This is a genomic window from Thioclava sp. SK-1, assembly GCF_001705665.1.
Taxonomy (GTDB): domain Bacteria; phylum Pseudomonadota; class Alphaproteobacteria; order Rhodobacterales; family Rhodobacteraceae; genus Thioclava.
Genome location: NZ_MDHA01000067.1, coordinates 17,485 through 44,282 on the forward strand (window position 1 = coordinate 17,485; position 26,798 = coordinate 44,282).

Annotated in this window: 25 protein-coding genes and 2 pseudogenes; 16 read left to right on the plus strand and 11 right to left on the minus strand. The window is 57.5% G+C overall.

Features of this window, described 5'->3' with window-relative positions; all coding sequences use genetic code 11:
* Positions 1 to 397: 397 nt before the first annotated feature.
* From BFP70_RS15635 to BFP70_RS15645, 3 genes are all read left to right on the plus strand, one after another.
* Entirely contained in the window at positions 398 to 682 is a 285-nt protein-coding gene (locus BFP70_RS15635) for a helix-turn-helix transcriptional regulator (RefSeq protein ID WP_083217557.1), read from the plus strand.
* Between the two features lie 140 nt (positions 683 to 822).
* Positions 823 to 2,112 carry a serine--tRNA ligase gene (gene serS, locus BFP70_RS15640; RefSeq protein ID WP_066012586.1) on the plus strand — a complete coding sequence of 430 codons (1,290 nt, stop codon included), beginning with the start codon at positions 823 to 825 and terminating at the stop codon, positions 2,110 to 2,112.
* Positions 2,113 to 2,254: 142 nt separating this feature from the next.
* Positions 2,255 to 2,983 (plus strand): hypothetical protein, encoded by a 729-nt coding sequence (locus BFP70_RS15645; RefSeq protein ID WP_066012608.1) that lies wholly within the window; start codon positions 2,255 to 2,257, stop codon positions 2,981 to 2,983.
* A gap of 43 nt (positions 2,984 to 3,026) precedes the next feature.
* On the opposite strand, the gene BFP70_RS15650 is transcribed toward BFP70_RS15645, so the two are convergent.
* From BFP70_RS15650 to BFP70_RS15665, 5 genes are all read right to left on the minus strand, one after another.
* Positions 3,027 to 3,578: a sarcosine oxidase subunit gamma gene (locus tag BFP70_RS15650; RefSeq protein ID WP_066012587.1), complete on the minus strand. Its 552-nt coding sequence runs from the start codon at positions 3,576 to 3,578 to the stop codon at positions 3,027 to 3,029.
* Positions 3,571 to 6,522 (minus strand): sarcosine oxidase subunit alpha family protein, encoded by a 2,952-nt coding sequence (locus tag BFP70_RS15655; protein ID WP_066012588.1) that lies wholly within the window; start codon positions 6,520 to 6,522, stop codon positions 3,571 to 3,573. The genes BFP70_RS15650 and BFP70_RS15655 overlap by 8 nt, the downstream gene beginning before the upstream one ends.
* Entirely contained in the window at positions 6,519 to 6,842 is a 324-nt protein-coding gene (locus BFP70_RS15660) for a sarcosine oxidase subunit delta (protein WP_066012589.1), read from the minus strand. The genes BFP70_RS15655 and BFP70_RS15660 overlap by 4 nt, the downstream gene beginning before the upstream one ends.
* Positions 6,843 to 6,881: 39 nt before the next feature.
* On the minus strand, positions 6,882 to 7,037 hold the full coding sequence (locus BFP70_RS20800; RefSeq protein WP_141693231.1) for a DUF1071 domain-containing protein: 156 nt from the start codon (positions 7,035 to 7,037) through the stop codon (positions 6,882 to 6,884).
* A gap of 163 nt (positions 7,038 to 7,200) precedes the next feature.
* Positions 7,201 to 8,448 carry a sarcosine oxidase subunit beta family protein gene (locus tag BFP70_RS15665; RefSeq protein WP_066012590.1) on the minus strand — a complete coding sequence of 416 codons (1,248 nt, stop codon included), beginning with the start codon at positions 8,446 to 8,448 and terminating at the stop codon, positions 7,201 to 7,203.
* Positions 8,449 to 8,693: 245 nt separating this feature from the next.
* On the opposite strand from BFP70_RS15665, the gene ccmI reads away from it, so the two are divergent.
* Genes ccmI through BFP70_RS15680 form a run of 3 tightly spaced genes read left to right on the plus strand, consistent with a single transcriptional unit; the run spans position 8,694 to position 10,925 of the window.
* Complete coding sequence (gene ccmI, locus BFP70_RS15670; RefSeq protein ID WP_083217553.1) at positions 8,694 to 10,214, plus strand: c-type cytochrome biogenesis protein CcmI; 1,521 nt, start codon at positions 8,694 to 8,696, stop codon at positions 10,212 to 10,214.
* Positions 10,211 to 10,684 (plus strand): Holliday junction resolvase RuvX, encoded by a 474-nt coding sequence (ruvX, locus tag BFP70_RS15675; RefSeq protein ID WP_066012592.1) that lies wholly within the window; start codon positions 10,211 to 10,213, stop codon positions 10,682 to 10,684. Before ccmI ends, ruvX begins: the two co-directional genes overlap by 4 nt.
* A gap of 4 nt (positions 10,685 to 10,688) precedes the next feature.
* Positions 10,689 to 10,925: a DUF1289 domain-containing protein gene (locus BFP70_RS15680; RefSeq protein ID WP_066012593.1), complete on the plus strand. Its 237-nt coding sequence runs from the start codon at positions 10,689 to 10,691 to the stop codon at positions 10,923 to 10,925.
* Positions 10,926 to 10,929: 4 nt separating this feature from the next.
* Here BFP70_RS15680 and BFP70_RS15685 read toward each other — a convergent pair whose 3' ends face one another.
* Positions 10,930 to 13,557: a CheR family methyltransferase gene (locus BFP70_RS15685; RefSeq protein ID WP_255356743.1), complete on the minus strand. Its 2,628-nt coding sequence runs from the start codon at positions 13,555 to 13,557 to the stop codon at positions 10,930 to 10,932.
* Positions 13,558 to 13,636: 79 nt separating this feature from the next.
* Between BFP70_RS15685 and BFP70_RS15690 the strand changes: the two genes are divergently transcribed.
* On the plus strand, positions 13,637 to 14,023 hold the full coding sequence (locus BFP70_RS15690) for a response regulator (protein WP_066012594.1): 387 nt from the start codon (positions 13,637 to 13,639) through the stop codon (positions 14,021 to 14,023).
* A 16-nt stretch (positions 14,024 to 14,039) separates the two neighbouring features.
* Positions 14,040 to 16,418, plus strand: coding sequence for an ATP-binding protein (locus tag BFP70_RS15695; RefSeq protein WP_066012595.1), 2,379 nt, complete (start codon positions 14,040 to 14,042; stop codon positions 16,416 to 16,418).
* Here the strand turns inward: BFP70_RS15695 and BFP70_RS15700 are convergent.
* The 3 genes from BFP70_RS15700 to BFP70_RS15710 form a co-directional block, all read right to left on the minus strand.
* Positions 16,388 to 18,223: a bifunctional diguanylate cyclase/phosphodiesterase gene (locus tag BFP70_RS15700; protein ID WP_176715583.1), complete on the minus strand. Its 1,836-nt coding sequence runs from the start codon at positions 18,221 to 18,223 to the stop codon at positions 16,388 to 16,390. The two genes, BFP70_RS15695 and BFP70_RS15700, sit on opposite strands and share 31 nt — an antisense overlap.
* 225 nt (positions 18,224 to 18,448) lie before the next feature.
* Entirely contained in the window at positions 18,449 to 19,537 is a 1,089-nt protein-coding gene (locus BFP70_RS15705) for an ABC transporter ATP-binding protein (protein ID WP_066012597.1), read from the minus strand.
* Positions 19,538 to 19,630: 93 nt separating this feature from the next.
* A complete protein-coding gene (locus BFP70_RS15710; RefSeq protein ID WP_066012598.1) occupies positions 19,631 to 20,410 on the minus strand; it encodes an SDR family oxidoreductase in 780 nt (259 codons plus the stop codon).
* 242 nt (positions 20,411 to 20,652) lie between these two features.
* On the opposite strand from BFP70_RS15710, the gene BFP70_RS15715 reads away from it, so the two are divergent.
* Entirely contained in the window at positions 20,653 to 21,645 is a 993-nt protein-coding gene (locus BFP70_RS15715) for a Hint domain-containing protein (protein WP_066012599.1), read from the plus strand.
* A 20-nt stretch (positions 21,646 to 21,665) separates the two neighbouring features.
* On the opposite strand, the gene BFP70_RS15720 is transcribed toward BFP70_RS15715, so the two are convergent.
* The gene (locus tag BFP70_RS15720) at positions 21,666 to 22,118 is read right to left on the minus strand and encodes a DUF1036 domain-containing protein (protein ID WP_083217554.1); all 453 of its coding nucleotides are present in this window, start codon (positions 22,116 to 22,118) and stop codon (positions 21,666 to 21,668) included.
* 50 nt (positions 22,119 to 22,168) lie between these two features.
* Between BFP70_RS15720 and BFP70_RS15725 the strand changes: the two genes are divergently transcribed.
* The 7 genes and pseudogenes from BFP70_RS15725 to BFP70_RS21445 all read left to right on the plus strand — a co-directional run.
* Positions 22,169 to 22,729 carry a hypothetical protein gene (locus tag BFP70_RS15725; protein WP_066012601.1) on the plus strand — a complete coding sequence of 187 codons (561 nt, stop codon included), beginning with the start codon at positions 22,169 to 22,171 and terminating at the stop codon, positions 22,727 to 22,729.
* Positions 22,730 to 22,826: 97 nt separating this feature from the next.
* Positions 22,827 to 23,294, plus strand: coding sequence for a hypothetical protein (locus BFP70_RS15730; RefSeq protein ID WP_066012602.1), 468 nt, complete (start codon positions 22,827 to 22,829; stop codon positions 23,292 to 23,294).
* A gap of 70 nt (positions 23,295 to 23,364) precedes the next feature.
* Positions 23,365 to 24,009, plus strand: a complete 645-nt coding sequence (locus BFP70_RS15735; protein WP_083217555.1) for a MotA/TolQ/ExbB proton channel family protein — start codon at positions 23,365 to 23,367, stop codon at positions 24,007 to 24,009.
* Complete coding sequence (locus BFP70_RS15740; RefSeq protein WP_066012603.1) at positions 23,975 to 24,475, plus strand: biopolymer transporter ExbD; 501 nt, start codon at positions 23,975 to 23,977, stop codon at positions 24,473 to 24,475. Before BFP70_RS15735 ends, BFP70_RS15740 begins: the two co-directional genes overlap by 35 nt.
* A gap of 1 nt (position 24,476) precedes the next feature.
* On the plus strand, positions 24,477 to 24,872 hold the full coding sequence (locus BFP70_RS15745) for a hypothetical protein (protein ID WP_066012604.1): 396 nt from the start codon (positions 24,477 to 24,479) through the stop codon (positions 24,870 to 24,872).
* A complete protein-coding gene (locus BFP70_RS15750) occupies positions 24,869 to 26,086 on the plus strand; it encodes a hypothetical protein (protein WP_066012605.1) in 1,218 nt (405 codons plus the stop codon). Before BFP70_RS15745 ends, BFP70_RS15750 begins: the two co-directional genes overlap by 4 nt.
* Positions 26,087 to 26,170: 84 nt before the next feature.
* Positions 26,171 to 26,305, plus strand: a pseudogene (locus BFP70_RS21445) (IS3 family transposase); the annotation flags it as partial.
* A gap of 25 nt (positions 26,306 to 26,330) precedes the next feature.
* Here the strand turns inward: BFP70_RS21445 and BFP70_RS15755 are convergent.
* Positions 26,331 to 26,798, minus strand: a pseudogene (locus BFP70_RS15755) (IS3 family transposase); the annotation flags it as partial.

The following is a 26,798-nucleotide window of genomic DNA, read 5'->3' on the forward strand; positions in this document are numbered from 1 at the left end:
AAAAATGAACTGAAATTCGCCATGTTTGTGCCAGAATTGGGCGTGACCTTGGCAATGTAGTCAGTTTCCTTCGTTCTGCCGGAGCCATTTATGATCAGCTTTGATACGCTTGCCTTATCCTTTATCGGCTTCGTTATCTTACGCAGTTTAATAGGAAAATTGCGCGTGAAGGCAGAGCTGCGCGACTCTAAGGCGCAATGACCCGCTGACCCCGATCAGATTTTCGTGTTGTGCATTGCCCGCCGGCTTCGGGCAATGCTATCGGAAACAGGATCGGTGCATGGGGCGGCGATCGTCAGCCATGCTAGGATCGGATATGCCACCCGAGACACAAAACGCATCCATGTTGTATCATGACACGGGCACTGCCCCCCGCGCGCCCCAAGGCAGCGCGGATATGGATCAAAATGCCCATGACGCGGCAGCCTTTTTGAAAGCCTTGTCACATGAAGGCCGGTTGAAGATCCTGTGTTTTCTGACGACGGGTGAAAAATCTGTAACGCAGCTTGAAACGATGTTGGGCACTCGTCAGGCTGCGGTCAGTCAGCAATTGGCGCGGTTACGCCACGAGGGCATGGTCGCCACCCGCCGCGAAGGCAAGACGATCTATTATACTTTGGCCGATACCCGCGTAGAGCAGGTGGTAAGCCTGCTGTATAAGATGTTTTGCGCCCGTCCTTAGACCTATTTTGCTGCTATTGACCGGTTTTGCGGCCCCATCGCCACTTGCCGCCGGTTGCAGGGTTTCCCAAGTTAAATTTCCGCGTTAAAGCCTGTTTGCACTCCCTGGCCCGATTGGGGCCGCAAGCAAAGAGGACCGTCATGCACGATATCCGCGCGATCCGTGAAAATCCCGAACAGTTCGATGCAGCGCTTTTGCGCCGGGGCTTGGCGCCATTGTCTGCCTCTTTGCTGTCTTTGGACGAAGCGCGTCGCACCGCGATCCAAACCGCCGAGACGGCCAAGGCAGAACAAAATGCGGCGTCAAAGAAGGTAGGCGCGGCCAAAGCCGCCGGGGACGAAGCGGAATTTGAACGCCTACGTGGATTGGTTGCCGAGAAAAAGGCCGAAGTGGCAGCCATGCAGACGCAAGCCGGTGTCAAAGACGCGGAGCTACGTGACCTGTTGATGACCCTGCCCAATATGCCGTTGGCCGATGTGCCTGATGGTGCGGATGAGACCGAAAATGTCGAACTGTCGAAATGGGGCGAGGTTCCCAGCTTTGACTTTCCCGCCAAAGAACATTTTGACCTGCCCGCCGTGGGCGCCAACATGGATTTTGAAACTGCTGCCAAATTGTCTGGTTCGCGGTTTGTGGCCCTGAAGGGGGGCGTGGCACGGGTGCACCGCGCCTTGGCGCAATATATGCTGGACCTGCATGTCGATCATCACGCGCTGACTGAAAACATCACCCCCGTCTTGGTGCGCAGCGAGGCGATGACAGGCACCGGCCAATTGCCGAAATTCTCGGAAGACAGCTATCAGACCACGAACGGCTGGTGGCTGATCCCCACGGCCGAAGTCACATTGACCAATTTCGCGGCCGGTGAAACATGGGATGAGGCCACCCTGCCGCGCCGCTATGTCGCGCATACGAATTGCTTCCGCTCTGAGGCAGGGTCTGCGGGTAAAGACACCTCTGGCATGCTGCGCCAACACCAGTTTGAAAAGGTGGAGATGGTCACGATCTGCCATCCCGTGAACGCGCTGGATGAGCATGAGCGGATGACGAAATGCGCCGAAGCGGTGCTGGAGGGGCTAGACCTGCCCTATCGTCGTCTTGTGCTATGCACTGGGGATATCGGCTTTGGCGCACAAAAAACCTATGACCTGGAAGTTTGGCTGCCGGGGCAGAACACCTACCGTGAGATCTCTTCGGTGTCCACCTGTGGTCAGTTTCAGGCACGGCGGATGAACGCCCGGTTCAAACCCGAAAGCGGCGGCAAGCCAGAGTTTCTGGCCACGCTGAACGGGTCCGGTCTGGCGGTTGGGCGCTGCCTGATTGCGGTTTTGGAAAATGGCCAACACGCCGATGGCTCGGTCACATTGCCAAACGCGCTGCATCCCTATCTGGGCGGCAAAACGCGGTTGGTGGATGGCGCGTTGGTCTGATCCCGGTTTCGCATCCGGGCCTATATTATGATGGATCACGGCGGGCACAATGCCCGCCGTTTTTATGTCGACATACCGGTATTTCCACGGGAACCACACCGGATGTGGGGCGTTTGGCCTGAGAAACCTGCTGGAATATATCATGATCCGTCTTAAGGCTGTTTTGCTGCTCATCGCCACGATTGCCTTTCTGGCATCGCCATTTTGGGCGCAAAGCTTTCGCGGCTATGATCCGCAAAATTTCCCTGTGCAAATCACCGATCCGGCCATTCAACCTGCCGGTTGGGCCTTCTCAATTTGGGGGGTGATTTATCTTTGGCTGCTGGGACACGCGGTGATGTCCACTTTCAAACGCTCCGACGCGCCTGATTGGGATGCACCGCGTTGGGGCATGATTTGTTCACTGGGCTTAGGTGCAAGTTGGTTGCAAGTCGCGATGGTGGCCCCGGTGCTCGCAACAGTGCAAATCTGGCTGATGGCGGGTTTTGCCCTTTGGGCATTGTCGAAGACCGGCCAGGCCAAACCCACAAAACATGCGCGTTTTGCGCTGCTGTCGGGGCCGATCGGCCTTTACGCGGGCTGGGTGACCGCGGCAACCGGTGTGGCCACCGGTGTTGTGCTGATTGGTTATGGCATCGGGTCAGAGACGGCCGTCTCATTAACGATGCTATGTGTGATTGCCGCAGTGGCGCTGACAGTGACGGCGCGGATGAACCCGCCTGTCACCTATCCGATCGGTGTGATCTGGGCGCTGATTGGGGTGATTGCGGCCAATTGGGGACGTGATCTAATCATGCTGCCTGCCGCCATTTTCGCCCTTGCCCTTCTGGCACTGGTGCTGCGGCCTTTCCTGCCTCGGTCCACCGTGTGACCATCGCATCGGCGCGGTGGTAAACCCGCGCCGATGCTGTAGGTCAGAAAATTTCGCCGCCCTTACGCGCCGACACTTCCAACAGCCCCATCACATAGCCCGCGACAGACCGGAAGCAGACCAGCGACAGTTGATCTGCCCCAGAACGCCAAACCGCAGCATTCACCTGCGCAGTGCGGGTGCGCCGGATTTCGTCATCAGCCAATGTGGCAAAATCAATTGGGGACAGTTTCATCACCACTTCCTGCGCGCGCGCGCCGGTCACGGTGAACATCGCGCGCGCGTCGGAGACATCCACGACCAAAGCATGCGTGCCTGCAAGTGCCTGTTCCAATTGCGCAGTCAGGCTACGCGCGCGGGCGTGGTCGCACAAAAGCAGCAATTCATCGGGGGACATCCACGCCACCATCACATCGTCGGCCTGAGCAAAACTACGCATCTTTGGAACAGAAACGCCCAGTGATTTCAGGGCCTTGGAGAGGGGCTTTGATCCTAAATCCGAACGTATCGTGATCATGCCCTGCAGCCCGGTTTCGACGACACAGGCAAAGCCGTCATAACTGCGGCCATTCAATGCGCTGACAGGTTCAGACATTTTGTTTTGCCCCTTCTGTGTCATAGAAAACCTGATCAACAATTCGACAGGCCACCATGCCATTTTCCCCTTGGAAGGCGATCTCTTCGCCAATCCGGTCTGGCCCACGATGCACGAGCGCCATCGCGATCCCCTTTTTCACCGTCGGTGAATAATAGGTTGACGTCACACGCCCCTGTAGCAACCGCTGCCCATTGGCGTTGAACCCGTCCAGCGGCGCATGGCTGCCATCGGGCAGCACAGACCCGTCCAACGTTTCCAGCCCAACCAATTTCCAACGGTCGGGATTGGCCAGATAGGAACGTTCTTGCGCGCGCTTGCCAAGGAAATCGGCTTTCTTCTTGGAAATAGCCCAATTCAGGTTCAGGTCTTGCGGAATGACGGTGCCATCCGTTTCATCCCCGATCATGATAAAGCCCTTTTCGGCGCGCATAACATGCAGGGCCTCTGTGCCATAAGGCATTACACCCAGATCGCTGCCTGCATCGACCAAAACCTCCCACAGTTCCAACCCGCGCGACGCAGGCGCCGCGATTTCATAAGACAGCTCGCCCGAGAATGAGATCCGGAAGACACGCACCGGAATGCCGCCCAATTCCCCCTCTTGCCACGCCATGAACGGGAACGCATCCGCAGACACATCCATGCCGCCCAAACGTTCCAGTATCATTCGGGCCTTGGGACCAACGACCGCGATCTGCGCGAATGCTTCTGTCAAATTGGCGGTATAGACTTTCCAATCCCACCATTCGCATTGCAGCCAATCTTCCATCCAGCCGTGGATATGCTCTGCCCCGCCAGAGGTTGTATGTACAAGGAAACTGTCTTCGGACAGGCGCGCCACAACGCCGTCATCCATCAAGAAGCCATTCTCGTTGCACATCAGCCCATAGCGACATTTACCAACCTTCAGCGTCGACATCATATTGGTATAGAGCATATCGAGGAATTTCCCGGCATCCGGCCCTTTGACCAGAATTTTCCCCAAGGTCGACGCATCCAGAAGCCCAACATTTTCGCGGGTATTGAGGATCTCACGGTTGACCGAGTCTCGATGCGTCTCCTCACCGCGCGGATAGGTATAGGGACGACGCCATTGGCCCACCGGTTCCCAATGCGCATGATGGGCTTCGTGCCAGCTTTGTATCGGCGTGCGGCGCAGTGGTTGAAACAGATCGCCCTTGGCCTCGGCCGTTACCGCGCCAAGGCTGATCGGCGTATATGGTGGGCGGAACGTAGTTGTTCCTGTGGCCGGGATCGGCTGCCCCAGCGCATCAGAAAGAATAGCCAATCCGTTGATGTTGGATAATTTACCCTGATCCGTCGCCATGCCCAATGTGGTATATCGTTTTGTATGCTCGACAGATTCAAACCCCTCGCGGGCGGCGAGCTGCACGTCAGAAACTTTGACGTCATTTTGGAAATCCAAAAACGCCTTGGCCTTCAGCGCCTCTCCTGCGCCGGCAGGCATCAACCATACTGCAGACATCGCCGCCTCGGCTTCGGCAAAGGCTGGAACATTGGCTTCGGCCATCACATCTTGCAGCTGCAGCATGCCATTGGCCGCGCCAACCGCCTGCACCATCGCCTGCCCCTGATCCCCCAAGGGCGGGCGGTCAGGGTCGGGTCGGAACATCGCATGGCTGTCATCCCAGGTCAGTTTACCACCGCAATGGGACCACAGATGCACAACAGGGGACCAGCCACCCGACATGGCGACACAATCGCAGGCGATGTCCTCCACCGCGCCGCCTTCACCGGCCTGCGCGCAAATCTGAACACCGGTGACCGATTTACGGCCCAGGGCACGCGCGATGCCGCGCCCTTCCAACACGCGAATGCCCTTGGCCCGGGCCAATTCGGGCAGCTCTCCGATGGCGCTGTCGCGGGCATCGATGATTGCGGGCACGGTCAGCCCCGCCTCTGTCAGCGCCAGTGCGGTGCGATAGGCATCGTCATTATTGGTGACAATTACAGTGCGGTCGCCGGGCGACACCGCCCAATTCACAACGTAATCGCGCACAGCAGAGGCCAGCATGACACCAGGCACGTCGTTGCCCGCAAAGGCAAGCGGGCGTTCAATGGCACCCGTGGCCGTGATCGTCAGCCCGACACGCATCCGCCATAAACGGTGGCGCGGCTTGCCCGAATCCGGCGCGGTCTCTCCGACGCTTTCATAGCCGATGACATAGCCATGATCATGCAGCCCTGCAGCCATGAAACGGGTGCGCAATGTAACATTGGGCATGGCCTTCAGCCGCGTCAGGGTTTGATCAACCCATGCCTGCGGGTCCAGCCCGTCAATCTGCCCACCATCGACGGGCGTACGCCCGCCCCAATGCGCGGTCTGTTCCACCAACCAGACCCGTTTACCAGCCGCCCCGTGTTTCAGCGCGGCCGCCAGCCCTGCGACACCGCCGCCCACGACCAGCACATCCGCATAGGTATAGGCCTGCTCATACCGATCGGGATCGGCCTCTTTTGGCGCAGCACCAAGTCCGGCAGAATGGCGGATGATCGGCTCATAGAGATGTTTCCATGCCGCACGCGGACCCATGAATGTCTTGTAATAGAACCCGGCGGGCAGGAATTTTGAGAATTTGTCGTTGATCTCACCAATATCGGTGTTGAGCGAAGGCCAATGGTTTTGGCTTTTCAGTTCGGCACCAGCGAAAAGTTCGGTCGTGGTGGTGCGTTGATCGGGCTCAAACCGGGCATTTCGACCCATTGAGACCAAGGCATTGGGTTCTTCCGCGCCCGAACCGACCAAACCGCGGGGACGGTGATATTTGAACGAACGCCCCAAAAGCGACTGCCCCGCGCCAAGCAAAGCAGACGCCAAAGTATCGCCTGCAAACCCATGCATGGGTTTGCCGTTAAAACTGAAAGACAAGGAGGTGGCGCGGTCGATCAGGCGACCGCCTTTGGACAGACGGGTGCTCATACTAAACCCTCCCAGTTGGGGCGCTTGGCCTTGATCGCATCGAGAATATGTTTGGGGGGCTGTGTCGTTTGCGCACTATAGGTGCCAAAGACTTCAAGCGTGGCAGTGCAGCGGGCCGCCAGAAACCACTTGCCACACCCTGCTGAGTGCCGCCAACGTTCAAAATGCACCCCTTTGGGGTTCTTCCGAGCAAAGAGATAGGTTTCAAATTCGGCATCCGAGGCGCCGGGGCCAAAGCGTTTAAGATGTGCTTCGCCGCCGGCATGGAGTTCGGTTTCCTCGGCCCGGATACCGCAATATGGGCATGTCAGAATGAGCATGGTGCGCGCTCCCTGTTTTGGGCGCGCACAAGGCGCCCCTTAGTTGTTGCCGTCGGGCAGGTCGATTTGGATTTCGGGTTCATCGGCGGAGGGGACATCGCCGCCTGAATAGATGTACCAGCCAAGCCCTGCGACGACGACAATAAGCGCGCCGATGAGGAAGGATTTGGTGTTGCCTGAGTTGTTATCGGCCATTGTAATGAGTCCTTTTGATCTGATTTCAAAAGGATAACGGCGCTGTGATAGGAATAGTTCCCAGCATACGCAACGTCAGCATCGTGGCCCATGCCAGGGGCTTTGCGCCCCCGGACCCCCGCAGGATATTTCGGGCAAGATGAAAGCAATTTCAGCTGTTGCATCAATGGGCCACCCCGGCTGCAACGGATTCGTCGATAAAGCGCCCCTCGCGGAAGCGGTTAAGGCCGAAATCTGCCGCCAATGGGCCGGGAGTGCCGCGTGCAACCAGCTCTGCCATCGCCCAGCCCGAGCCAGGGATCGCTTTGAAGCCGCCAGTGCCCCAGCCGCAATTCACAAAGACATTCTTGATCGGTGTCGCGGAGAGGATGGGTGAACGGTCGCCTGTCATATCGACAATGCCGCCCCATTGGCGCAGCATTTTCAGACGTGAGATGATGGGGAAGGTTTCGACCAAGGCGCGTGTAGTTTCTTCGACATGGTGCCAGGAGCCTCGCTGTGTATAATTGTTAAACCCGTCGGTGCCGCCGCCAATAACCATTTCGCCCTTATCCGATTGCGACATATAGCCATGCACGAGATTGGCCATCACCACCATATCCATACAGGGTTTGACCGGTTCGGACACCCAAGCCTGTAGGGCAACCGATTCCAGCGGCAGCCGAAACCCGGCCATATCTGCAAGCACCGAGCTGTGGCCCGCGGTGACGATGGAGAGGGTTTCGCATTCGATCGCCCCTTTTGTGGTATCAATGCCTGCCACTGTACCGTTTTGGGTGCGGATGCCTGTGACCTCGCATTGTTGGATGATATCCATTCCCATTGCAGAGCAGGCCCGGGCATAGCCCCAGGCCACGGCGTCATGGCGCGCAGTGCCACCGCGTTCCTGGTACAGCGCGCCCAGCACCGGGTAGCGCGGCCCATCAATATTAATGATTGGGACCAGCGCCCTGACCTCATCTCGGTCGATCCATCTGGTGGAGACCCCTTGCAAATCATTGGCATAGACGGTGCGTTTGTAGCCACGCATTTCATGTTCGGATTGCGCCAGCATCAGCAAGCCGCGAGGCGAGAACATTACGTTGTAGTTCAGGTCCTGGCTGAGCCCTTCGTAAAGCTGCAGCGCCTTATCGAAAATCGCAGCAGAGGCATCTTGCAAGTAATTTGACCGAATGATGGTGGTGTTACGTCCGGTATTGCCCCCGCCCAGCCAGCCTTTTTCAACGATCGCGACATCGGTGATACCATGCACTTTACCAAGGTAATATGCGGTGGCCAGCCCGTGCCCGCCGGCGCCAATGATAACCGCTTTGTATTTCTTTTTCGGGACGGGACTGCGCCACGCCTTTTCCCAGCCTGCGTGATAGCGCATCGCCTCACGCGCGACGGCGAAGATGGAATATTTCCGCAAGGTCTGGCTCCCGTAATCGTGATGTCGTGTCGATGGCCCGCAGCGAGTCAGCTACAGGCCGCCATCTTCCTTGTGATGGACAAAGCGCGTGGCGAAAAGCCCCTTGGTTGCGGCATTTCCGGTCAAAATGCGACATGGCGTCTTTTGTGCCCAAGATTGCCAAGATACCGCGGGATCGTGCCTGCGACACGCTTGCCCCTTTCGCCAAAGGTCGCGATTGCCTAAATGGATGCAATGGATGAGGAATGCCTATGCTGTTTTGGATCATTGCCTGCGCCCTTGTGGCCCTGATTGCCGCGCTTTTCGCGCTTGCTGTGTTGCGTCGCGGTCGCGGCGGGGTCTCTGCGGGGGCCTATGATATGCAGGTTTACCGCGACCAGCTGCGCGAGGTGGAGCGCGATATCGAACGCGGGGTTTTGCCTGTAGAGCAAGCCAAGCAGGTTCGGTTGGAAATTTCGCGCAAGATGCTGGAGGCGGACCGTATGGCACAGGGGCCTGCGGCGGATGGGCCTGCGCCAATATGGGCCGGGTGGGTCGGTGTGGCCTGTGTTTTGGGGACGTTGTTGGCCGCATTCGGGCTATATAGTGTGTTGGGTGCCCCAGGGTACGGCGATCAGCCAATTGCTGCGCGCTATGCGTTTGCAGATAAGCTTTACGCCAACCGCCCTACCCAGGAAGAAGCCGAAGCCGCACGCCCTGCCGCACCATCGCGTGCAGCGCCCCAGCCAGAGATGATAAGCCTGATGAAGCAACTGCGCGAAGCGGTCGCACGCAAGCCCGGTGACGTGCAGGGGCTGACCCTTTTGGCGCAATATGAAATGCGGTTGGGCAATTACGTTGCAGGCCACCGCGCGCAGTCAAAATTGATTGCCGCGAAAGGCGATACAGCCACAGCACAGGATTACACCGACCTGGGCGAATATCTGACGGTTGCCGCCAATGACATCATCACACGCGATGCCGAAGCCGCCTTTGCAAAAGCCTTGGATCGCGACCCTGATGATGAGCGTGCACGATATTACATCGGTTTGATGATGGCGCAAAATGGGCGGCCTGACCGTGCTTTTCAGATCTGGGATCAGGTTCTGCGAAACTCTGCCCCCGATGCGCAATGGGTTCCTGTCATCCGTGAAAATATTCCCACGCTGGCATGGTTGGCCGGTCAGGGCAATTACACCCTGCCGCCGTCTACCGCAAAAGTGGTCACTGTGAACGATGTCATGCGGGCCATGCGCGCGCCAATGCCGCAGGCACGCGAAGCAATTCTGCGCGACGGGCTGGAGACCTTGGGTCAACGGTTGGGCGCACAAGGCGGGCCGCCACAGGATTGGGCCGTGATGATTGCAGGCACACAATTGTTAGGCGAAACAGATCGCGCGACAGGGATTTATGGTGAGGCACAGGTTGTCTTTAGCACACAGGCCGATGCACTGGCCTTGGTACAAGCTGCCTATGAGGGGCGCTGGCCCGTGGCCGATTCCACTGCCCCTGCCCCTGATCAGGCACAGATTGATGCGGCCGCCGACATGACACCGCAAGATCGCGATGCAATGATCCGCGGCATGGTGGATGGGCTGGTGGACCGGCTGCGCAGCGATGGCGGATCCCCAGAAGAATGGGGCCGTGCGGTTGCGTCGCTGGCCACTTTGGGCGATAGCACACAGGCGACTGCCCTATTGATCCAAGGTCGCGCGGCGCTGGCCGAGGATGCAACCGGATTGGCCACGCTGAACGCCGCCGCCACAGCAGCAGGAATAACGCCATGATTTGCGACACGATGGAGGAATTCGTCCCGCAACTGTTGCCCATGCGTGCTGTGGCCGGGTTGGATCTGGGCACAAAGACGATTGGCGTGGCGATTTCTGACCGGCTGCGCTCGGTTGCGACGCCAGTGTTGACCATCAAGCGCAAGAAATTTGGGGTGGATGCCGACGCACTGCTAAAGCTGGTGACCGAACGCGAAGTCTGCGGCATTGTTTTGGGGCTGCCACGCAATATGGATGGATCAGAAGGGCCACGCGCCCAAGCCACCCGCGCCTTTGCCCGCAATCTGGAGCGCCTGACCGAATTGCCAATCACCTTTTGGGATGAGCGCCTGTCGACCGTTGCCGCCGAACGCGCGATGCTGGAGGCCGACATGTCACGCGCCAAACGCGCCGAGGCGATTGACCATGTTGCAGCCGGGTTTATTTTGCAAGGTGCGTTGGACAGATTGGGCCATATGGCGCGGGGATAATTCCATGAACGATGACATCTGGAAACGCGACGAGGTGCAAAGCCCCTGCGTCAAGCTGTGTCAAATTCACCCGACAGAGCAGCTGTGCATTGGCTGTTTCCGCACATTGCGCGAAATCGGCGGTTGGTCGCAAATGTCCGCAGATGAACGCCGCGCAGTGATAGAACAACTGCCTGCCCGTGCACCGCGTTTGCAAAAGCGCCGTGGCGGGCGGGCCCGCAATCGTCCCGGCAACGCATAGAGCGCTACGCTTTGGTCAATGCCCCGCCAGAAAAAATCAGCACCACTCGCTCTGCCATTGGCGTATCGCCCTCTTGTAAGACAGTATCGGACGCGAATTGCGCGATCTGAACACTGACGGACATATCGGATCCACGATAGGTGCCGGTATGAACCTGCGGACGTTGATCGGTTAACACCTGTTGCGTGGCGGCGATCAAATCCACAAAATCCAATCTTGGCCCGACAACATCCAATCCTCGGCCAATATCTTGCGGCTCTAGCCCAAAAATCTGCCCTGTCAGCGCGCTGAAACGCCCAATCTGATTTTGCGCAGTAACAAAGATCACGCCGATATTCAGCGCGGCAAAAACATGTTCGGTGCCCTGATTAAGCTCAATCATTTGGCCGATTTTTTGTTCATGCTCCGCCGTGACAGAAATCAGCGCCTCATTCACGGCGTGCAGTTCTTCATTAGAGCTTTGCAGTTCTTCATTGGAGGCCTGCAGTTCCTCATTGGAGGCTTGCAGCTCCTCATTGGAAGCCTGCAATTCCTCACTGCTTGCTTCCAACCGCTCTGTCACATGCTGCAATGTTTCTTCGGTCAGTCGCAGATCGCGTTCCAATTCATGCACGCGTCTGTTCAGCAGGCTTTGATCATCATGCGACAACGACTGCGCGGCAATCGCGGCGACAGTGTCCTCAGGTACCGCAGCCATATTTTCGCCGGTCATTTGCAATTGCACCAACATCAGCTTGGGCCCAGCGCGCGTCTCCAACGGTTCAATCGTGACGATACATTGGGACACAGTCCCATTGACCAGTTCGATTTCAAGCCGGCGCGAATAGGTTACAAGCGCATTTTGACGCAGCTTTTCCATCGCCACATTGATCGGAAATTGCAAATCCCGGTGGATAATCTCTTCAACCGTCCAATTCGCAAGGTTGTTCATCGTATCAATGAACGCTGCTGCAGCGCCAAACCACGACAAGATCGTTCCTTCAGCCGTGATCAGGATAGACGAGGGCGCGTAGCGTTTCAGCAGCGCATCATAGCTGCGGATCAGACTGTCGCGATTGCGCTGATCGTTCATATCGGTGCTGGCGCGGATGCGGCGCGCATGACCCTGCGTTTCAGCATCTGCCTTTGTCGTCGCGGATCGTTCTATACCACCGATTTTGGTCGGAAACATTGAGCGGTCGACAACCCGGTGATGAGAATTCTTTTGAAACAACCGCCAGCGGCTGTCGATCACATCAAATTCCTGCGCGAATTTACCCAGGCTTTCGGACGGGCCAAGCAATAAAAAACCCTCACGCCGCAGCCCGAACAGGAACATCGAGATCACCCGAGATTGGCTTTGCTCCTTTAAATATATCATCAGGTTCCGGCACGAAATCAGATCCAGATGCATATAGGGCGGATCGCTTAGAACATCATGAACCGAAAAAACCACCTTTTGGCGCAGCTGCGGATCGACAATATATTGGCCCCGATGATGGCTGAAATACCGCTCACGAATTTCGGGCGGCACGTTTTGCAACGCCTCGACGGAATAGACCCCAGCAGAGGCAATATCGATCGAATGGCGGTGCACATCCGTGGCAATCACCCGCGATTTCCGGGTCACACCACGTTCCCGCATGACCTCGGCCAATTCGATGGCAATCGTATAGGCCTCTTCGCCACTGGCGCAACCGGGAACCCAGATACGCAACGGCGTATCAACCCCACTTTCATCGACCAGCTTTTCCAACGCTGCCCGACGCAAAACAGCAATAGAATCAGGATCGCGATAGAATTCCGTCACGCCGATCAACAAATCTCGATACAGCTCATCCAGCGCAGCGGGGTTGCTTTGCAAAACCTCCAGGTAATCCGACAGCGTGTCATAATTACGCAGCTGCTGACGCCGAATGATCCGGCGTTCTACATTCGCGGTTTTGTATGCCGAAAAATCGACATGGTGGCTTGTCTCTAAGAGCTTCACAATCGCCAGAATCGTTTGTTCCACACCAACCTTGCGCGGGGGGCGCGAGCGTCCCATTTTTAATGTTTCCGCTATAACTTTGGGCATATCGGCTGCGGGCAAGACCCGATCCACCGCCCCGGCCGCCAAAGCGGCACGCAGCATCGACGGAAAGGCCGCTTCACCCGGAGATTGCACAAATATAGAGCACTCTGCCGCATACAAGCTTTGGGCACCGCGCGCGCCATCGCTGCCTGCGCCAGACAAAAGCACGGCAATCGTCCGATCTGGGTCACGGGTGGTAAGGGATTGGAAAAGCGTGTCAATTGGCAGGTTCGGCAGCGGATCTCCACTGGCATATGGCCGCGTCCGAAACACGTCCCCCTCCAGCCGCACCTGTGTACTGGCGCGGTTGATAAAAATTGTATTGGGTTCTAACGGTAGGCCATCTTCGATATGCTTGATTGCCATTGTCGTTTTTCGCGCCAGCAACTCCGCCATCATCGACCGATAGTCGGGTGACAAATGCTGAATAACGACACAGCACCAGCCGCTATCGTCAGGAATATGTTCAAAAAACGCCTCAAGCGGTTCCAGCCCCCCTGCGGACGCGCCAATCGCGATTAATGGTAAGCCATTTTCTGCGCTTCCATCTTCCACTAGGGTGCTTGTGATATCAGTCACAATTTCCACTATCCTTATTCACATATCATCTACCATAGTTATCATATACTATCCAAGGTTCAACCTAAGGGAGAGCATCATGGCGCGAATTTTGATCGCTGACGACGATCACGCCTATCTAGACGTGTTTTGCGACGGTATGGCCGCAATGGGCCACGAAGCCGTTGGCGTCTCACGCGGTGATGCCGCCCTTGACCGTCTGCGCAAAGAAGACTTCGATATCGTATTTTTAGACGTGATCATGCCCGGCGGTGGGGCAATCACCTTGGGACATTCGGTGCGCAATATGAATGCCGAATTGCCCATCGTGGTGATCACAGGGCGGCCAGAGCTGGGGCATTCCCCCCTGTTACGCAATGGATTACGCTTTGCTCAGGCTAAGCTACAAAAAACTGCGTCATTGTCAGAGCTTGATCGGACTGTTCGCCAACTGGCCCCTGCCGCGAACTTAAATTCAAACGAGTGATTGCGACCCCAAAGCCATGACCCTGAACGGCCCCGTGTTGCCAAATTCCGCGTTCTCGCCGCAATATCTGGCGGTGGGGCTGACGGTATCGATTTTGGGCATCGGTTGTCTTGTGCTGGTGTTTGGATGGGGCTTTGGAATTGATGCGCTGGTAAGGTTGCACCCGGCATGGCCTGCGATGGTTCCGATGACGGCGGGCTGCATCATCGGTCTGTCGGTTGCAATATTGGTGCGCAGTTTGGCTGCCTGTGCCATCGTGGTGCCGCGCATCCTTGATGTGATCATCCGCGCCGTTTTGGCCGCTATTATCCTAAGCACAACTTGGAGCATCGTTACCTCTTTCACCGAGCAAACCCATGCACAGACGGACCAAATGTCGCGCGCCACGGCGGCGGGGCTGCTGTGTCTGGCCCTATCAGCCAGCGCATTTCCTTTCTCAGTTGCCACACTGATGCGCCGTAACAAATGGCGCTATCAACTGGGTGTTGGGGCGGCGAGTGTGACATTTTGCCTAACCATTATCGCCCTGATCGGCTTTATCTTCGATCAAGAGGCGCTGCGCGGACAGGGCCTGTTCAAAGGTTTGGCGCTACACACCAGCCTATGCCTTTTGATGCTTAGCATTGCGACCTTGATTATTCCGCCCGCCCCCCGCTGGGTCGCCATTTTATGGCAAAACACAGTAGGCGGGCGCATGGTGCGCCGGGCGCTACCTGTCGCGATACTAGGGCCAGTTTTTCTGTGTTTCATCGCGCTGCGCGTGACCGAAAGCGGCATTTTGAACCCCAATATTCGTTTGGCGGCTTTGGCGGCGGGTATGGCGATCTTGTCCGGCCTGCTTTCGATACGCGCCGGGCGGTTCCATGACATTCAATTTGCCGCAAACCTACATGAAGAGCGCCGGCTAAAAGACGCGCTGAATGGGCTGCAGGCCGCTGTTTTTGTGTTTGACCGCACAGGCGGCTTGCAACTGACCAATCTTGCCGCGGATAAATTGGTGGGCGATGGTGGATCGGCCAAAGACTGGCTGTTGAGAGAGCATTTCCATGACCTGAGCGACCGACATCTGCTATCTGGGCCAAGCCACCCGATGACGCAACTTATGCAAAGCGCGACCGCCACCGACCTTTTCGCGGGTTGGCGCGATCGGCAAGGCGCAGAACATGCCTTTCATTTCTCTGTGGCGCATAGTGACCTAAGCAATCGGCTGATTTTGACGATCACCGATGAAACCCAAGGTTGGTTGCTGCGCGAAAACCTGTCGCGCACCGAACGGATGAATGCAATCGGACAGATGGCTGGGGGCATTGCACATGAACTGGCCAATATTTTAGGCGTTGTCCGCCTATCCTCAGACACTGCGCAATTGCTGGCGCAAGAACCCACCGTGGCGCATCAATTGACTGCGATTCAAAGCGCGTGCGACCGGGGTGGCGATCTGGCGAACCGTCTGTTGGACCTGTCGCGCGCCCCCAGCGACACGGCCCCACGCAGCAACCCACTGACCATCATTCAAGAAGCGGTGGCGCTGTTGAGTCCGGCTTTACCGCCATCGATCACGCTGACAACGCAGTTGCCGGACACGGCCCCCAACATCGCGCTTTCCGCCACAGATTTCCAAGGCGCAGTGCTGAACCTTGTGCTGAACGCGCGCAACGCGATCAAGGACACCAATGCAAGTGGGGTAATCACCCTATCTCTGTGGGTGGATGAAGCGTCAGTGCATATGCGCATACAAGACGATGGTCCGGGCATGAACGACAGTGTATTAGCCCGCGCGACCGAGCCATTCTTTACAACCCGCACCGGCAAGGGCGGCACAGGTCTGGGGCTGTCGATGATCGACATGCGTGCCACACAGCTGGGCGGCACATTCACATTGCGCAATCTTGATCCGGTGGGTTTTGAAGCCACTTTAACCTTGCCCCATGTGATCAACGATCCACTGGGCAACCCGCAAAACGGCGCCGACGACCTGCCGTCCCTGCCTGTAGACCTGACCGGGTTACGGATCATGATGGTTGAAGATGACCCCCATTTGCACAATGTCATGGATGAGGCTCTGCGCTCGTTAGGGGCGCATGTAATCCGCGCACAAGCCGCCCTTCCCGCCTTGGAACAGTTAGAGCATCTGCCTGAGCTTGATCTTCTTTTGACTGACATCATCTTGCCCGGCGATATGGATGGTCATGCTTTGGCGGCAAAGGTGGTGCAGCGCTATCCCGGCCTGCCCGTTATCTATCTGTCGGGCTATACGGATCCACTTAGCCGCAACGGGCGCGTCGTACCTGGGCTGGTGCTGCGCAAACCTGTTGACCTGATCACCTTGGCGAATACGCTTGCGCTTAGTCTGCCACAGCGCGCTCAGGCCGAAAGGCCCGCCATATCCACCTGACCATCCGTCTGCGGCATCTGTGCCATAGACACCGGTCGCGAAAAGATAAATCCCTGCGCCATATCGCAGCCGACATCACGAACCAGATGCAATTGCTCTGCGGTTTCCACTCCTTCGGCCACCACCTGAAATCCGCAAGCACGCGCGATCGACACCATTGCCTCAATCACCGCGCGTGCATGGGGGCGGCTTGTGGGGCTTTGAACGAAATAGCGATCAATCTTCAAAACATCTACGGGCCAATCATCCAGATGGCGCAGCCCGCCGTAGCCGGTGCCGAAGTCATCCAGCGCCACTTTGGCACCGCGCATACGCAGCTCTGACAAGGTGCGATAGATCTGCCCATTCCGATCGCCCAGCATCACCCGCTCTGTCACCTCCAGGGTGATCCGCTCCCAGCTGACCTCGTGATCGCTTAGGCTGGATTGCAGATCAAAGACAAACTCCGGGTTCATTAGGTCAAATGACGTCAGATTTACGGCAATGTCGCATTTTGCCAGCTCGGGCTGGTGCGCCTGTGCGCGGGTGATCGTGGCCAAAGCGCTGTCGATCATCACCCGCGTCAATTGTTCCGACAACAGATGATCATTAAAAGCGGCCGGAAACATATCTGGAGTTAAAATACCCTGCTGCGGATCATCCCAGCGGCTGAGAACCTCAAACCCGGCGCGCGCGCCACTGGCCAAATCATAAATCGGCTGAAAGAACGGAACAATCTGGCGCTGCAGCAAGGCTTTGCGAAACCGCGAATTGATCACCCCCATGTTAAAGCGATCATGATGGTGGGGGTCAAAAATCGTGCTGGTTGCGCGGCCCATTCGTTTGGACACATAAAGGGCAACATCGGCACGTTCAAACAACGCGTTGAAATCACGCGCATGATTGGGAAACAGGCTGACGCCCATGCTGACGCGGCCAATATCGGGCTTGCCCAAAATCGCAATGCTGCGCTGCACCGCGGCACGCGCCCGCACGATCAGCCCATCCAGATAGGCGCCACTGGTCTGCGGCAGTTCCAGTAAAATGCCAAACTCATCCCCGCCCAGACGGCCAATAATCGCGCTATCGGGCACTGCCGTGCGCAAGGCCTGCGCCATGGAACGCAAATAGGTATCCCCGAACTTATGCCCATACAGGTCGTTGATCGCTTTGAAATGGTCGATGTCCAACACGATCAACGCATATTTTTGCGCGTCATTTGTCAGCCTTTGGCGCGACTTGGCCTCAAACGACGCGGAATTTTCCAAACGTGTCAACGGATCGGTTTCGGATTTGCGGCGCAGGGCAGCGGCCTGCATCTCGGACCGGGCCAATGTCTCCATCAACTGCCGCCGTTCGGCAAAAGCCTCCAATGCCCCGGCAATTGTGTCGGTCAGCAAATCAATCGCGTGGATCTGGTCGGACTTAGGGGCGTCGCGCGGCGCAAATACCATCGTCAAACGGCCCAAAGGCTCCCCTTGAGAAGACCAAAGACACCGGCCATATAGCGCCAGCCCCCCCCCGAAAGTAGCGCGCAAAACACCGCCACTGCGAGGCAGCACCCCAGTGCGCAACGCCTGGGCATCCTGGGTCAACCGCAATTCATCGGACATGTCTTTGATTGCTGCAGCCATCGCCGGATCGACATCGGCAGTTTGCTGCATTTTGGTGCGCACGGTGTCAAACATATCCCCCAGATCGACCGCGGGATCAATCACACAGGCTTGGGCGCTGCAAAGGGCACAGGCGGTCTCGCTCAATTGATCCAATAGATCCGCAAGATCAGACCCAAAGTCTGGCGTGTCCCGCACGATCGGATACATCATTTGCTTCACGCGTTTTCCTCATTCACATTTGGCAACCACCACATGGTGGAACCACGGCCAAACTGGCCAGCACTGAGAACACGCGTGTTACACGCAATAAACACTATAAATAGCAGGCCAAAACAATCACAGCCCGTTTAAATCAGACATATCTGAGCAAGCTTTTCGGGCGATGACAAATCAAATTTGCACAGTTTGGTCAAATTAATAAAATTAAGCGGTAAATTAGCTGGGAAAGACAAAACATCGGTCGCGCCGGATCATCAACCACATGGCTGTGCCCGGCTTGGGCAAAAACACATTTGGCACGCTGGTGCGCAGGATTTGCCCGTCGAATTCCATCCGAAACTCTACCAGGCTTTCACGCCCCATGAACCGTGCACGTTCCACGATTGCACGGGCGGGCGCGCCATCTTGGACGGTTGGGTTAGGGCCACGGCCGGCCCGGTCAAAGTCAATTTTCAAATGCTGCGGTCGGATGACGATATCCACCTGCGTGCCATCCGGGTGCCCCGGAGTCAAAAAATCGCCAAAAGGCGTTTTGGTCAGGGCGCCCTGAACCGCGCCTTTCAACACGTTGATATCCGAGAAGAACGCCGCAGCCGCCCGGTCCACCGGCGCATTATACAGGTTATATGGCGCGCCGCGCTGTACGATTTTTCCATCCCGCATCAGCAAAATTTCATCGGCCATGCGCATGGCTTCATGCGGGTCATGGGTGACCAACAAAACCGCCGTGCCCTCTTCTTTCAAAAGCGCCAAGGTTTCATCGCGGATATCGTCACGCAGACGTTCATCCAAACCGGAAAAGGGCTCATCCATCAGCAAAACCCCCGGCTTGGGCGCCAAGGCCCGCGCCAAGGCGACGCGCTGCTGTTCACCACCCGACAATTCATGCGGGAAACTGTCGATATGACGGCTTAAATGCACACGTTTCAGCAGTGTCTCAACACGGGCGCGTTTTTGCGCCCCGGTTCCCGACAGACCAAATGCCACATTATCCGCCACCGACAGATGTGGAAATAAAGCGAAATCCTGAAACATCAGGCCAATCGCGCGCCGCTCTGGCGGGATGCGAAACACGGTATCGCAGACCAGGTTGCCATCCACGAAGATCTTACCGCGATCTTGCATATCCACGCCCGCCACGATGCGCAGCGTGGTGGATTTTCCGCAACCCGAAGGGCCCAGAAGGCAGGTCACCTGCCCCGCAGGAATGGCGAAAGACACGTCTTGCAACACAGGCACGCCATCGAATTGGCGTTCAAGCGCGTGCACCTCAAGCCGGGGTGGCGGGATCTGGCGGTCTGGCATCGGTCAAATCCGATCATATCTTTCAGGTTGCCCCGCGAATTAGCAGCCTCACCCCAGCGGGGCAAGGCGCACGATCTTACACCCTAGCGTGGATCACATCGTGATATTGGTGCCACCACCATCAAGCAAGATGTTCTGCCCCACGATAAACCCGGCATGTTGCGAACATAAAAAGGCGCACATCGCACCAAATTCCTGCCGCGTGCCATAGCGTCGTACGGGAATGGTCGCCTCGCGCTGCTCGCGGGCTTCATCCATTGTGATACCCGCCTTTTGCGCCACGCCGCCGTCCAAAGACACGGCGCGATCAGTCGCATGGATACCGGGCAAAAGATTGTTGATCGTTACACCGTTTTGCGCCACCTGACGCGCAGTGCCAGCCACGAAGCCGGTCAACCCTGTGCGTGCCGCATTTGACAGTCCCAACTGCGCAATAGGCGCGCGCACCGATTGCGAGGTGATATTGACCACCCGGCCCCAGCCGCGATCCATCATTGCCGGAAGCACCGCTTGCATTAGGGCAATTGGGGTCAGCATATTGGCATCCAACGCGGCCAGGAAATCCTCACGCGACCAATCCGACCACAATCCGGGCGGCGGGCCACCGGCGTTATTGACCAAGATATCCACCTGCCCCGCAGCTGCTAGAACATCGGCGCGCCCCGCCTCGGTTGTGATATCTGCAGCCACTGGCGTTACGCTGACACCGGTAAGCTTCGCGATTTCACTGGCCGTGGCGCGCAGCGTCTCTTCGTTTCGCGCGTTCAAGATGATATTGACGCCCGCTTGTGCCAATGCCTCGGCGCAACCGCGCCCCAGCCCCTTGGAACCTGCGCATACAATCGCGGTCTTACCCTGAAGTCCCAGATCCATCTGTCTCTCCCATATCTCGTCATGCAGCGCGCACAGCCCATTGGTCAGCGTCGCGCTTTGCCCTATTGCTATCAGCAGATCGCAGGCGCGCAAGTGGCGCAGATGCACAGAAGCCACCGATGCCTTCGGGTCAACATCGCAGGACTTGACGGAAAAACCTGCGGATCTTAATCGGTGATAAGCAAAGTTACTGTTGTATTATCATTCGATTGACAGCCGCCAAGGACCAAGGATTCGTCCCTATGCCCACACCTACTGTGCCCGCGCAAACTGTGCATGTGTTCGACGCGGATCAGTTCTGGGTAACATCCGGCGCCAATCAGGGTGATGGTCTGGATCTTGCGGGTCTGTGCGAACCTGGTGACACCTATCAATTGGACCGTGCAGCCATTCCGCTGCGCATGATGCTGTCGACCGAGGATGGGCAGCGCGTCGCGCCTGGCTCGCAAATCGGCTTGCCCGGCGACCGGATTGGCCTGCTCAGCCGCTATGTATTGATGGCGCCAGAGGGCGATAAGGTCGATCTGCTTTTGTTGGAACATGAACCCTCGCAACAGTTGTTTGCCCTGCCCCTGTCGCCCATCGCGCCGCGGGTGGATTATACCCTGCTGGAAGCGACCGAAGACCCTGGCGATGTGCGTTTGGCCGACCTGGTCTGTGTGGCCTTTACCACCGGCACGATGATTACATTGGCAGGCGGGGCACAGCGTCCCATCGAAAGCCTGTCACCGGGCGATCGGATTTTAACCCGCGACAATGGCCCTCAACCACTGCGGGTGGTGTCAAAGGCCACGATGCGCGGGCTGGGCAGTTTTGCCCCCGTAGTAATCTCTGCCGGAACATTGGGGAATGAAGGGGATCTGATTGTCTCGCCCCATCACCGGGTGTTCTTATACCGGCGGGGCGAGGCCCGTCTGGGCACCACATCGGAAATTCTGGTGCAGGCGAAACATCTGGTCGATGACGAACATGTCTGGCGGCGCGAAGGCGGCTATGTCGATTATTACGCGCTGGTGTTCGACCATCATGAAATCATCTATGCCGAAGGGGTGCCGGTCGAAAGCCTACTTGTGTCCGAAACCACGCTGAACATGATGCCCGAGGAGCTGACCGCCGAAATTCGCGACCGAATGCCTGACCTTGTGCATAAGCCGCATTTTGGCACAGAAGCGGGGCGCGAGATGCTTGATAAGATCGGCCGCGCGGCCATTTTTCACAAACGTGGAAAGCCCTGACAGACTTATGGGTCTGGCGATTAGGGCGGCGGATACAGGAACAGGGTCCAGCGTTCGGTGCGCAATGTGTCGACCTCATGAAATCGCGCTTCAAGATAGCCGCGCGTCAGGCATTGCGTCTCTTCCCGGATCGTGAACCTGTCAGGTGCAACGCACATCGACACCGAACCCGTCAGGATTTCCCGCCCGAACACATCTTGGGCAAAAACATAGATATACCGCGCCGTCAGCGGCGTATCGATGACATTGGCGCATTGGTTTGGGCCGATGGTCCACCAGCCATTGGTTTCAAACGCGCCCCGTTCAAACTGCCCTAGGGCCACATTGACAACATCAAATGTCTGATTGCAGACAGCAAATTTGGCCTGTGCCGCCGATCCCATTATAAGGCTTGTCAGACACACGGCGATCCGCAACGCGACAATACGGCACGATATGGCTGGATTTCCCACCGTCACTTGTCCTAAACTCATTTCCATTGAGACCAATATACACCGCGGCAATTTTGGCTAAGGCGATTTATATGAAAAGCTTTATCGTGCTGTCGACCTGTCTTGCCGCGCTTTGTGTGATTGGTGGGATAGTGTTGGCATTGACGCATCAGTCATTTTCCGCGAGGCCGGATTTTTCCACGCGCCATGTGCTGCCGGTTGATGCCTTTACGCCCCAGCACAAGACCATCACAAAGCATGCCCCCGCCGTGCCCCGGATCGTCTTGCAACCCGCCGATGTGGCGCGCCCAACAGCACCTCCAGCCGCACGACAACCGACAGGTTTACCCACCATGGCAGCGCCGCTGCGCGACGCCGCGTCCCCGGTGCACGGGACGGTGGGCACGCCCAGATCAACACCGCAGGCCATTGCATCCCCCCATGTGCGTTTCACACCCGATGCCTCCGCCCCGGTTTTTTCCGGTTCCGCACCATCGACCCCAACCGCACCGGTTCAAGGACTGCCAAACGCGACCATCGCCAGCAAAAGCGCCCCCGGCACAGGCCCCGGCACAGGGTTGCATTCCCTGACGCCCAATCTTCCACGCGCCGCCACGCCAGAGCCCGACTACCTGATCGGCGTTTTCCGCTAACCCAGACACCTTCGCGCCCGGCATAGCCTTCACGGTTGACATATTGCGGTTGTTTCTCGGAAATACCGCTGAATTTAAAAAATTATTCGGGGACATCATGTATTCAACGCCCTTTCCCGCCGCTTCCCTGTTCGCGCCCTTAGGCCTGTTGGCCATCCTGTGCGCCCCCACCAGCGCCACCGCGCAAGAGACCGTTCCCGCTGGGTTGCCGACATTCGCGCTAGAGCTTAACGCAGCCACCGACACCCAAGATGGCGCATGCCGCCTGACCTATGTCGCGACCAATACAGGCGATATCGGCTATGACCGCACCGCCTATGAAATCGCGGTCTTTGATGGTGCAGGCATCGTCGACCGCCTGTTGGTGTTGGAATTCGGCGCGCTGCCCGCAGGCAAAACCAAGGTCGTACAATTTGATCTAAGCGATAGCCCCTGCGATGATATTTCGCGTATCGTCGTCAATACCGCCGCAGCGTGCCTGCCCGCTGGCACGCAGGAACAAACCACCGTGTGCCTAGAGGATCTTGATGCGCGCTCGCGCACGGCCATTCAATTCGGGCTGTGACACCGCCGAACAACCCACGGCCCGCAAACGGCCCTAACCAACCCCGTGCTAACGGGTGAAAGTCCGCCTTATGACCAGTTTCTTGTCGAATTTCATGACACCCGCCACGCTGATCGTCTTTCTGGCGCTATCGGTCCTGTCCCTGATCACCGTGTCGGTCGCGATATTCAAGGCGCGCCAATTTTCCAAACTGGGTGTGGGGCGGCGCAATCAAGCCGAAGTGATTTTGGACAATTGGCTGTCAGGCCGCGCCGAGGCCGCGACCCAAGCAGCAGCCGAGCGAAAATCCGTTTTGGCCCGTGTCTTGCAGGCCGTATTCTCGGGCGTTCAGGCCAAGCCGGGCGACACCGCCTATGCAGAGGAACTTGGCCGACAGACTGCGTTGATCGAACTGGCAACTATGGCAGAACGTATGCGCCTGTTGGAAATGGTTGTGCAAGCGGCCCCGATGCTGGGGCTTCTGGGCACGGTCGTGGGCATGATTGATGCGTTTTCCGTTCTGTCTTTAACGCAGGGAACGGTGGATCCAGCAGGGCTTGCCGGTGGGATCTGGACTGCCCTGACGACGACCGCCGTGGGGCTGTCGGTCGCGCTGGTGGCCTATTTCATCGCGACATGGCTGGAGGGGCGGATTGACCGCGAACGCGTGCTGATCGAAACCGTTATCTCTGCCGCGATCCATGGTCGAGTCGCCCCCGCAGCCTCTGTCAGCTAAGGCCCGCCCCGTGCATCACGCCAACCGAATTGAACTGCCCAGACGCACAGCAAATTATCGCTTTGCCCTGACCCCTTTGGCGGACGCAATGTTTCAGCTGCTGATCTTTTTCATGCTGTCGTCCAGCCTGACGCCCTATTCACTGTTGCCGCTGCAATCAGGCGGTCAGGTTGCAGATGGCGCACCAGGGCAACCCGGTTTGCACCCACAGCCCCCAAGCCATAGCGTGCAGCCCGGTGATACCGCGCTTTGGACGCTGGAAGCAGAGGCCGTGATCGTCGGCGGCCAACGGTTTGGATTTGATGCGCTGGATGATCTGACACAGGCATTGGGACAAGACGGCGCTGTGCCAAAGGTGGTTGTCATTGTGCGCCCATCGGCGCGGGTGCAAGATGTGTCCACCGTATTGGCGCGGCTACGCGCGGCCGATGTAAGCGCGGTCCAATTGGCCACGGGAGGGTCGTAACATGATCCAACAGCCTTTGCCTGGGACAAGCCGCACCACCCGGCCTGATGTCTCTTTGGCGATTGTGAATATCGTCTTACTGCTGATTTTGTTCTTTCTTGCCACGGGAGCAATGATGAATGCCTCGACCGGTGGCGTAGAAATGGCCAAGACGCAGGATCTGCGAATTGAACAGCTGCCCTCCCCCGTTCTGGTCATTTCTGCAAGCGCGATGACCTTAGATGACAGCCCCATCACAACCCAGCAGCTGCCACAGGCGTTAGACGGGTTCACGGATCTTTATGTGGTGATTGATGCCAACGCACGGGCCTTGGATCTGTTGGATATCGTCGCTCGCCCTGAAATGGAACAGCTGAATATTCAGCTTGTGACCGTTCATGAACGGGCGCAACCATGAGCTTCTTACCCTATGCCAGGCGGGATGCAAAATCCTGGCTTGCCGCATCCGGATCATCGTTGGTGTTACATGTGCTTGTTCTGGGTCTGGCTGCTGGCGGGCTGCTCAGCCGATTTGATTTATCCCACACGCCCCCAGAGACGCCGCAGTTTACAGTGACATTGGAACGGCTGCAAACTGACACATTGGCAGGTTTGACCGAACAAAATGGCCTTGCAGGTGCGCCAGACACCCAAAGCGCCACCCCGGATCCCGAGCCTTCACCTGCGCCCGAAACTGCCGTGGACACGGCGGGGCTTGCCTCACAATTGGTGGAACCCGCCTTGCCCGAGCCGGCGTCACAGACGCCTGTCACACAAACAGTGCCGCCGCTTGTTGCCCCACCGGCCGTAACCGCGCCGCCCGACCGCCTGAACCCGGTGATCGCGCAAACAGTCACCGCCCCCCTAGCCCCCAGCACAACGGCTGCACAGGCTGGGGGGACGACCCGCCTTACAGCTGTTGCGCCGCAGGGGCTACAGACACTTTCTGCAGTGGCCCCATCGCCCCCCGACACGGTGCAAACGCCACCGCACCCCGCACCCCCCTTGTCAAAGCGTGACCTTGCCATTGGCGATCTGATCCGTCGGATACGCGCGGCCATTGCAGACCCCTGCCTGCTGGCCCTGCCGCGCCGCGACGGCGAAAACGGGATAGGGTTGGAAATGGTCGCCGCTTCGGATCGCGCTATGACCGAATTCGTGGCGCATGTCCTCACCGATCAAGATGCCGATCTGCGTCAGACCCGGACATTGATTGACCCAAGACAATGCGCAGCGGTGCAATTCATTCGCCAAAGCCGCGACTACCCTGCCACCCGCCTTGGGCTGGCCATTGACCGCGCCGAGGTCCCTTCGGGCACGCGGTTGACCGGTGTGCTACGCGGGGTTGCGGGTCGGTTCGTAACCTTAGCACTGGTCGATAATAATGGTGTTGTGCAAACATTAGAGCGATTTATGACAACCACGGGAAATTTTGCGCGTTTCAGCGTGCCTGTCACACGCAATGCCCCCGCCCGAGATACGTCACAGATCTTGATGGCGATAGCATCATCAGCGCCAACTGATATTTTCGCCCGTCGCAACGGCCAATATGCCGCGGATGTATTTAAAGGTCTCGACACCGCGTTATCCGCGGACATCGCGCTGGCTATTACAACCTTCGATCTGCGCTGAACGATTGTATGGACGCGGCAGCGCGGCGAGTTGAACCGCGCCGGGGTTGCCGGAGGCTCCAACTCCTGAGTAAGGTGGAGCATCATGAGCAAGGCAACGAACAAGTTTTCCCCCGAAGTGCGCGAACGCGCCGTGCGTTTGGTCATCGACAATGAGGGGCAGCATGGCTCTCGCTGGCAGGCAATCATGTCGATTTCCGTGAAGAATGGACCTGCACCGTTTCCGTTCCGGTGTGTTGCTCATCTTAGGCGGCGAGTTTTTCGAAGGCCACGGGTGATTTTCCGTCCAAGGCTGAATGGCGCCTGCGCGGGTTATGAGAGAGCGTTGATGTATTCGAACACCGCGACCTCGACATCCCGGCGTGTTTGCCACGCGTTTCGCCAGATCAGCTCGGCCTTGAGGGATTTGAAGAAGCTTTCGACAGCCGAATTATCAAAGCAATTTCCTTTGCCGCTCATCGAAGGCAAGAGTTTGTGACGACGAAGGCGTTTCTGGTACTCGTGGGCACAATATTGCGCACCACGATCGGTGTGATGAATGCAGCCAGGCGGTGGCCGGCGTAGCGCGATTGCCATGTCCAAGGCACGTAGCGCCAAGTCCTGATTCATGCGGTTACTGATCGCCCAACCGATCACACGCCGCGAATATAGATCAATAATAACAGACAAATAGGACCAACCCTCGCGGGTCCAGATATAAGTGATGTCCCCGG

Excerpts from the sequence above, each read along its gene's own strand:
- BFP70_RS15725 (WP_066012601.1), top strand. The coding sequence starts at position 22,169 with ATGAAAAGCTTTATCGTGCTGTCGACCTGTCTTGCCGCGCTTTGTGTG.
- BFP70_RS15635 (WP_083217557.1), top strand. The coding sequence starts at position 398 with ATGGATCAAAATGCCCATGACGCGGCAGCCTTTTTGAAAGCCTTGTCA.
- BFP70_RS15645 (WP_066012608.1), top strand. The coding sequence starts at position 2,255 with ATGATCCGTCTTAAGGCTGTTTTGCTGCTCATCGCCACGATTGCCTTT.
- BFP70_RS15730 (WP_066012602.1), top strand. The coding sequence starts at position 22,827 with ATGTATTCAACGCCCTTTCCCGCCGCTTCCCTGTTCGCGCCCTTAGGC.
- BFP70_RS15710 (WP_066012598.1), bottom strand. The coding sequence starts at position 20,410 with ATGGATCTGGGACTTCAGGGTAAGACCGCGATTGTATGCGCAGGTTCC.
- BFP70_RS15745 (WP_066012604.1), top strand. The coding sequence starts at position 24,477 with ATGATCCAACAGCCTTTGCCTGGGACAAGCCGCACCACCCGGCCTGAT.
- BFP70_RS15740 (WP_066012603.1), top strand. The coding sequence starts at position 23,975 with ATGGTCGAGTCGCCCCCGCAGCCTCTGTCAGCTAAGGCCCGCCCCGTG.
- BFP70_RS15680 (WP_066012593.1), top strand. The coding sequence starts at position 10,689 with ATGAACGATGACATCTGGAAACGCGACGAGGTGCAAAGCCCCTGCGTC.
- BFP70_RS15720 (WP_083217554.1), bottom strand. The coding sequence starts at position 22,118 with ATGAGTTTAGGACAAGTGACGGTGGGAAATCCAGCCATATCGTGCCGT.
- BFP70_RS15705 (WP_066012597.1), bottom strand. The coding sequence starts at position 19,537 with ATGCCAGACCGCCAGATCCCGCCACCCCGGCTTGAGGTGCACGCGCTT.
- ccmI (WP_083217553.1), top strand. The coding sequence starts at position 8,694 with ATGCCTATGCTGTTTTGGATCATTGCCTGCGCCCTTGTGGCCCTGATT.
- BFP70_RS15750 (WP_066012605.1), top strand. The coding sequence starts at position 24,869 with ATGAGCTTCTTACCCTATGCCAGGCGGGATGCAAAATCCTGGCTTGCC.
- BFP70_RS15650 (WP_066012587.1), bottom strand. The coding sequence starts at position 3,578 with ATGTCTGAACCTGTCAGCGCATTGAATGGCCGCAGTTATGACGGCTTT.
- BFP70_RS15695 (WP_066012595.1), top strand. The coding sequence starts at position 14,040 with ATGACCCTGAACGGCCCCGTGTTGCCAAATTCCGCGTTCTCGCCGCAA.
- BFP70_RS15715 (WP_066012599.1), top strand. The coding sequence starts at position 20,653 with ATGCCCACACCTACTGTGCCCGCGCAAACTGTGCATGTGTTCGACGCG.
- BFP70_RS15655 (WP_066012588.1), bottom strand. The coding sequence starts at position 6,522 with ATGAGCACCCGTCTGTCCAAAGGCGGTCGCCTGATCGACCGCGCCACC.
- BFP70_RS20800 (WP_141693231.1), bottom strand. The coding sequence starts at position 7,037 with ATGGCCGATAACAACTCAGGCAACACCAAATCCTTCCTCATCGGCGCG.
- BFP70_RS15735 (WP_083217555.1), top strand. The coding sequence starts at position 23,365 with ATGACCAGTTTCTTGTCGAATTTCATGACACCCGCCACGCTGATCGTC.
- serS (WP_066012586.1), top strand. The coding sequence starts at position 823 with ATGCACGATATCCGCGCGATCCGTGAAAATCCCGAACAGTTCGATGCA.
- ruvX (WP_066012592.1), top strand. The coding sequence starts at position 10,211 with ATGATTTGCGACACGATGGAGGAATTCGTCCCGCAACTGTTGCCCATG.
- BFP70_RS15690 (WP_066012594.1), top strand. The coding sequence starts at position 13,637 with ATGGCGCGAATTTTGATCGCTGACGACGATCACGCCTATCTAGACGTG.
- BFP70_RS15700 (WP_176715583.1), bottom strand. The coding sequence starts at position 18,223 with ATGATGTATCCGATCGTGCGGGACACGCCAGACTTTGGGTCTGATCTT.
- BFP70_RS15660 (WP_066012589.1), bottom strand. The coding sequence starts at position 6,842 with ATGCTCATTCTGACATGCCCATATTGCGGTATCCGGGCCGAGGAAACC.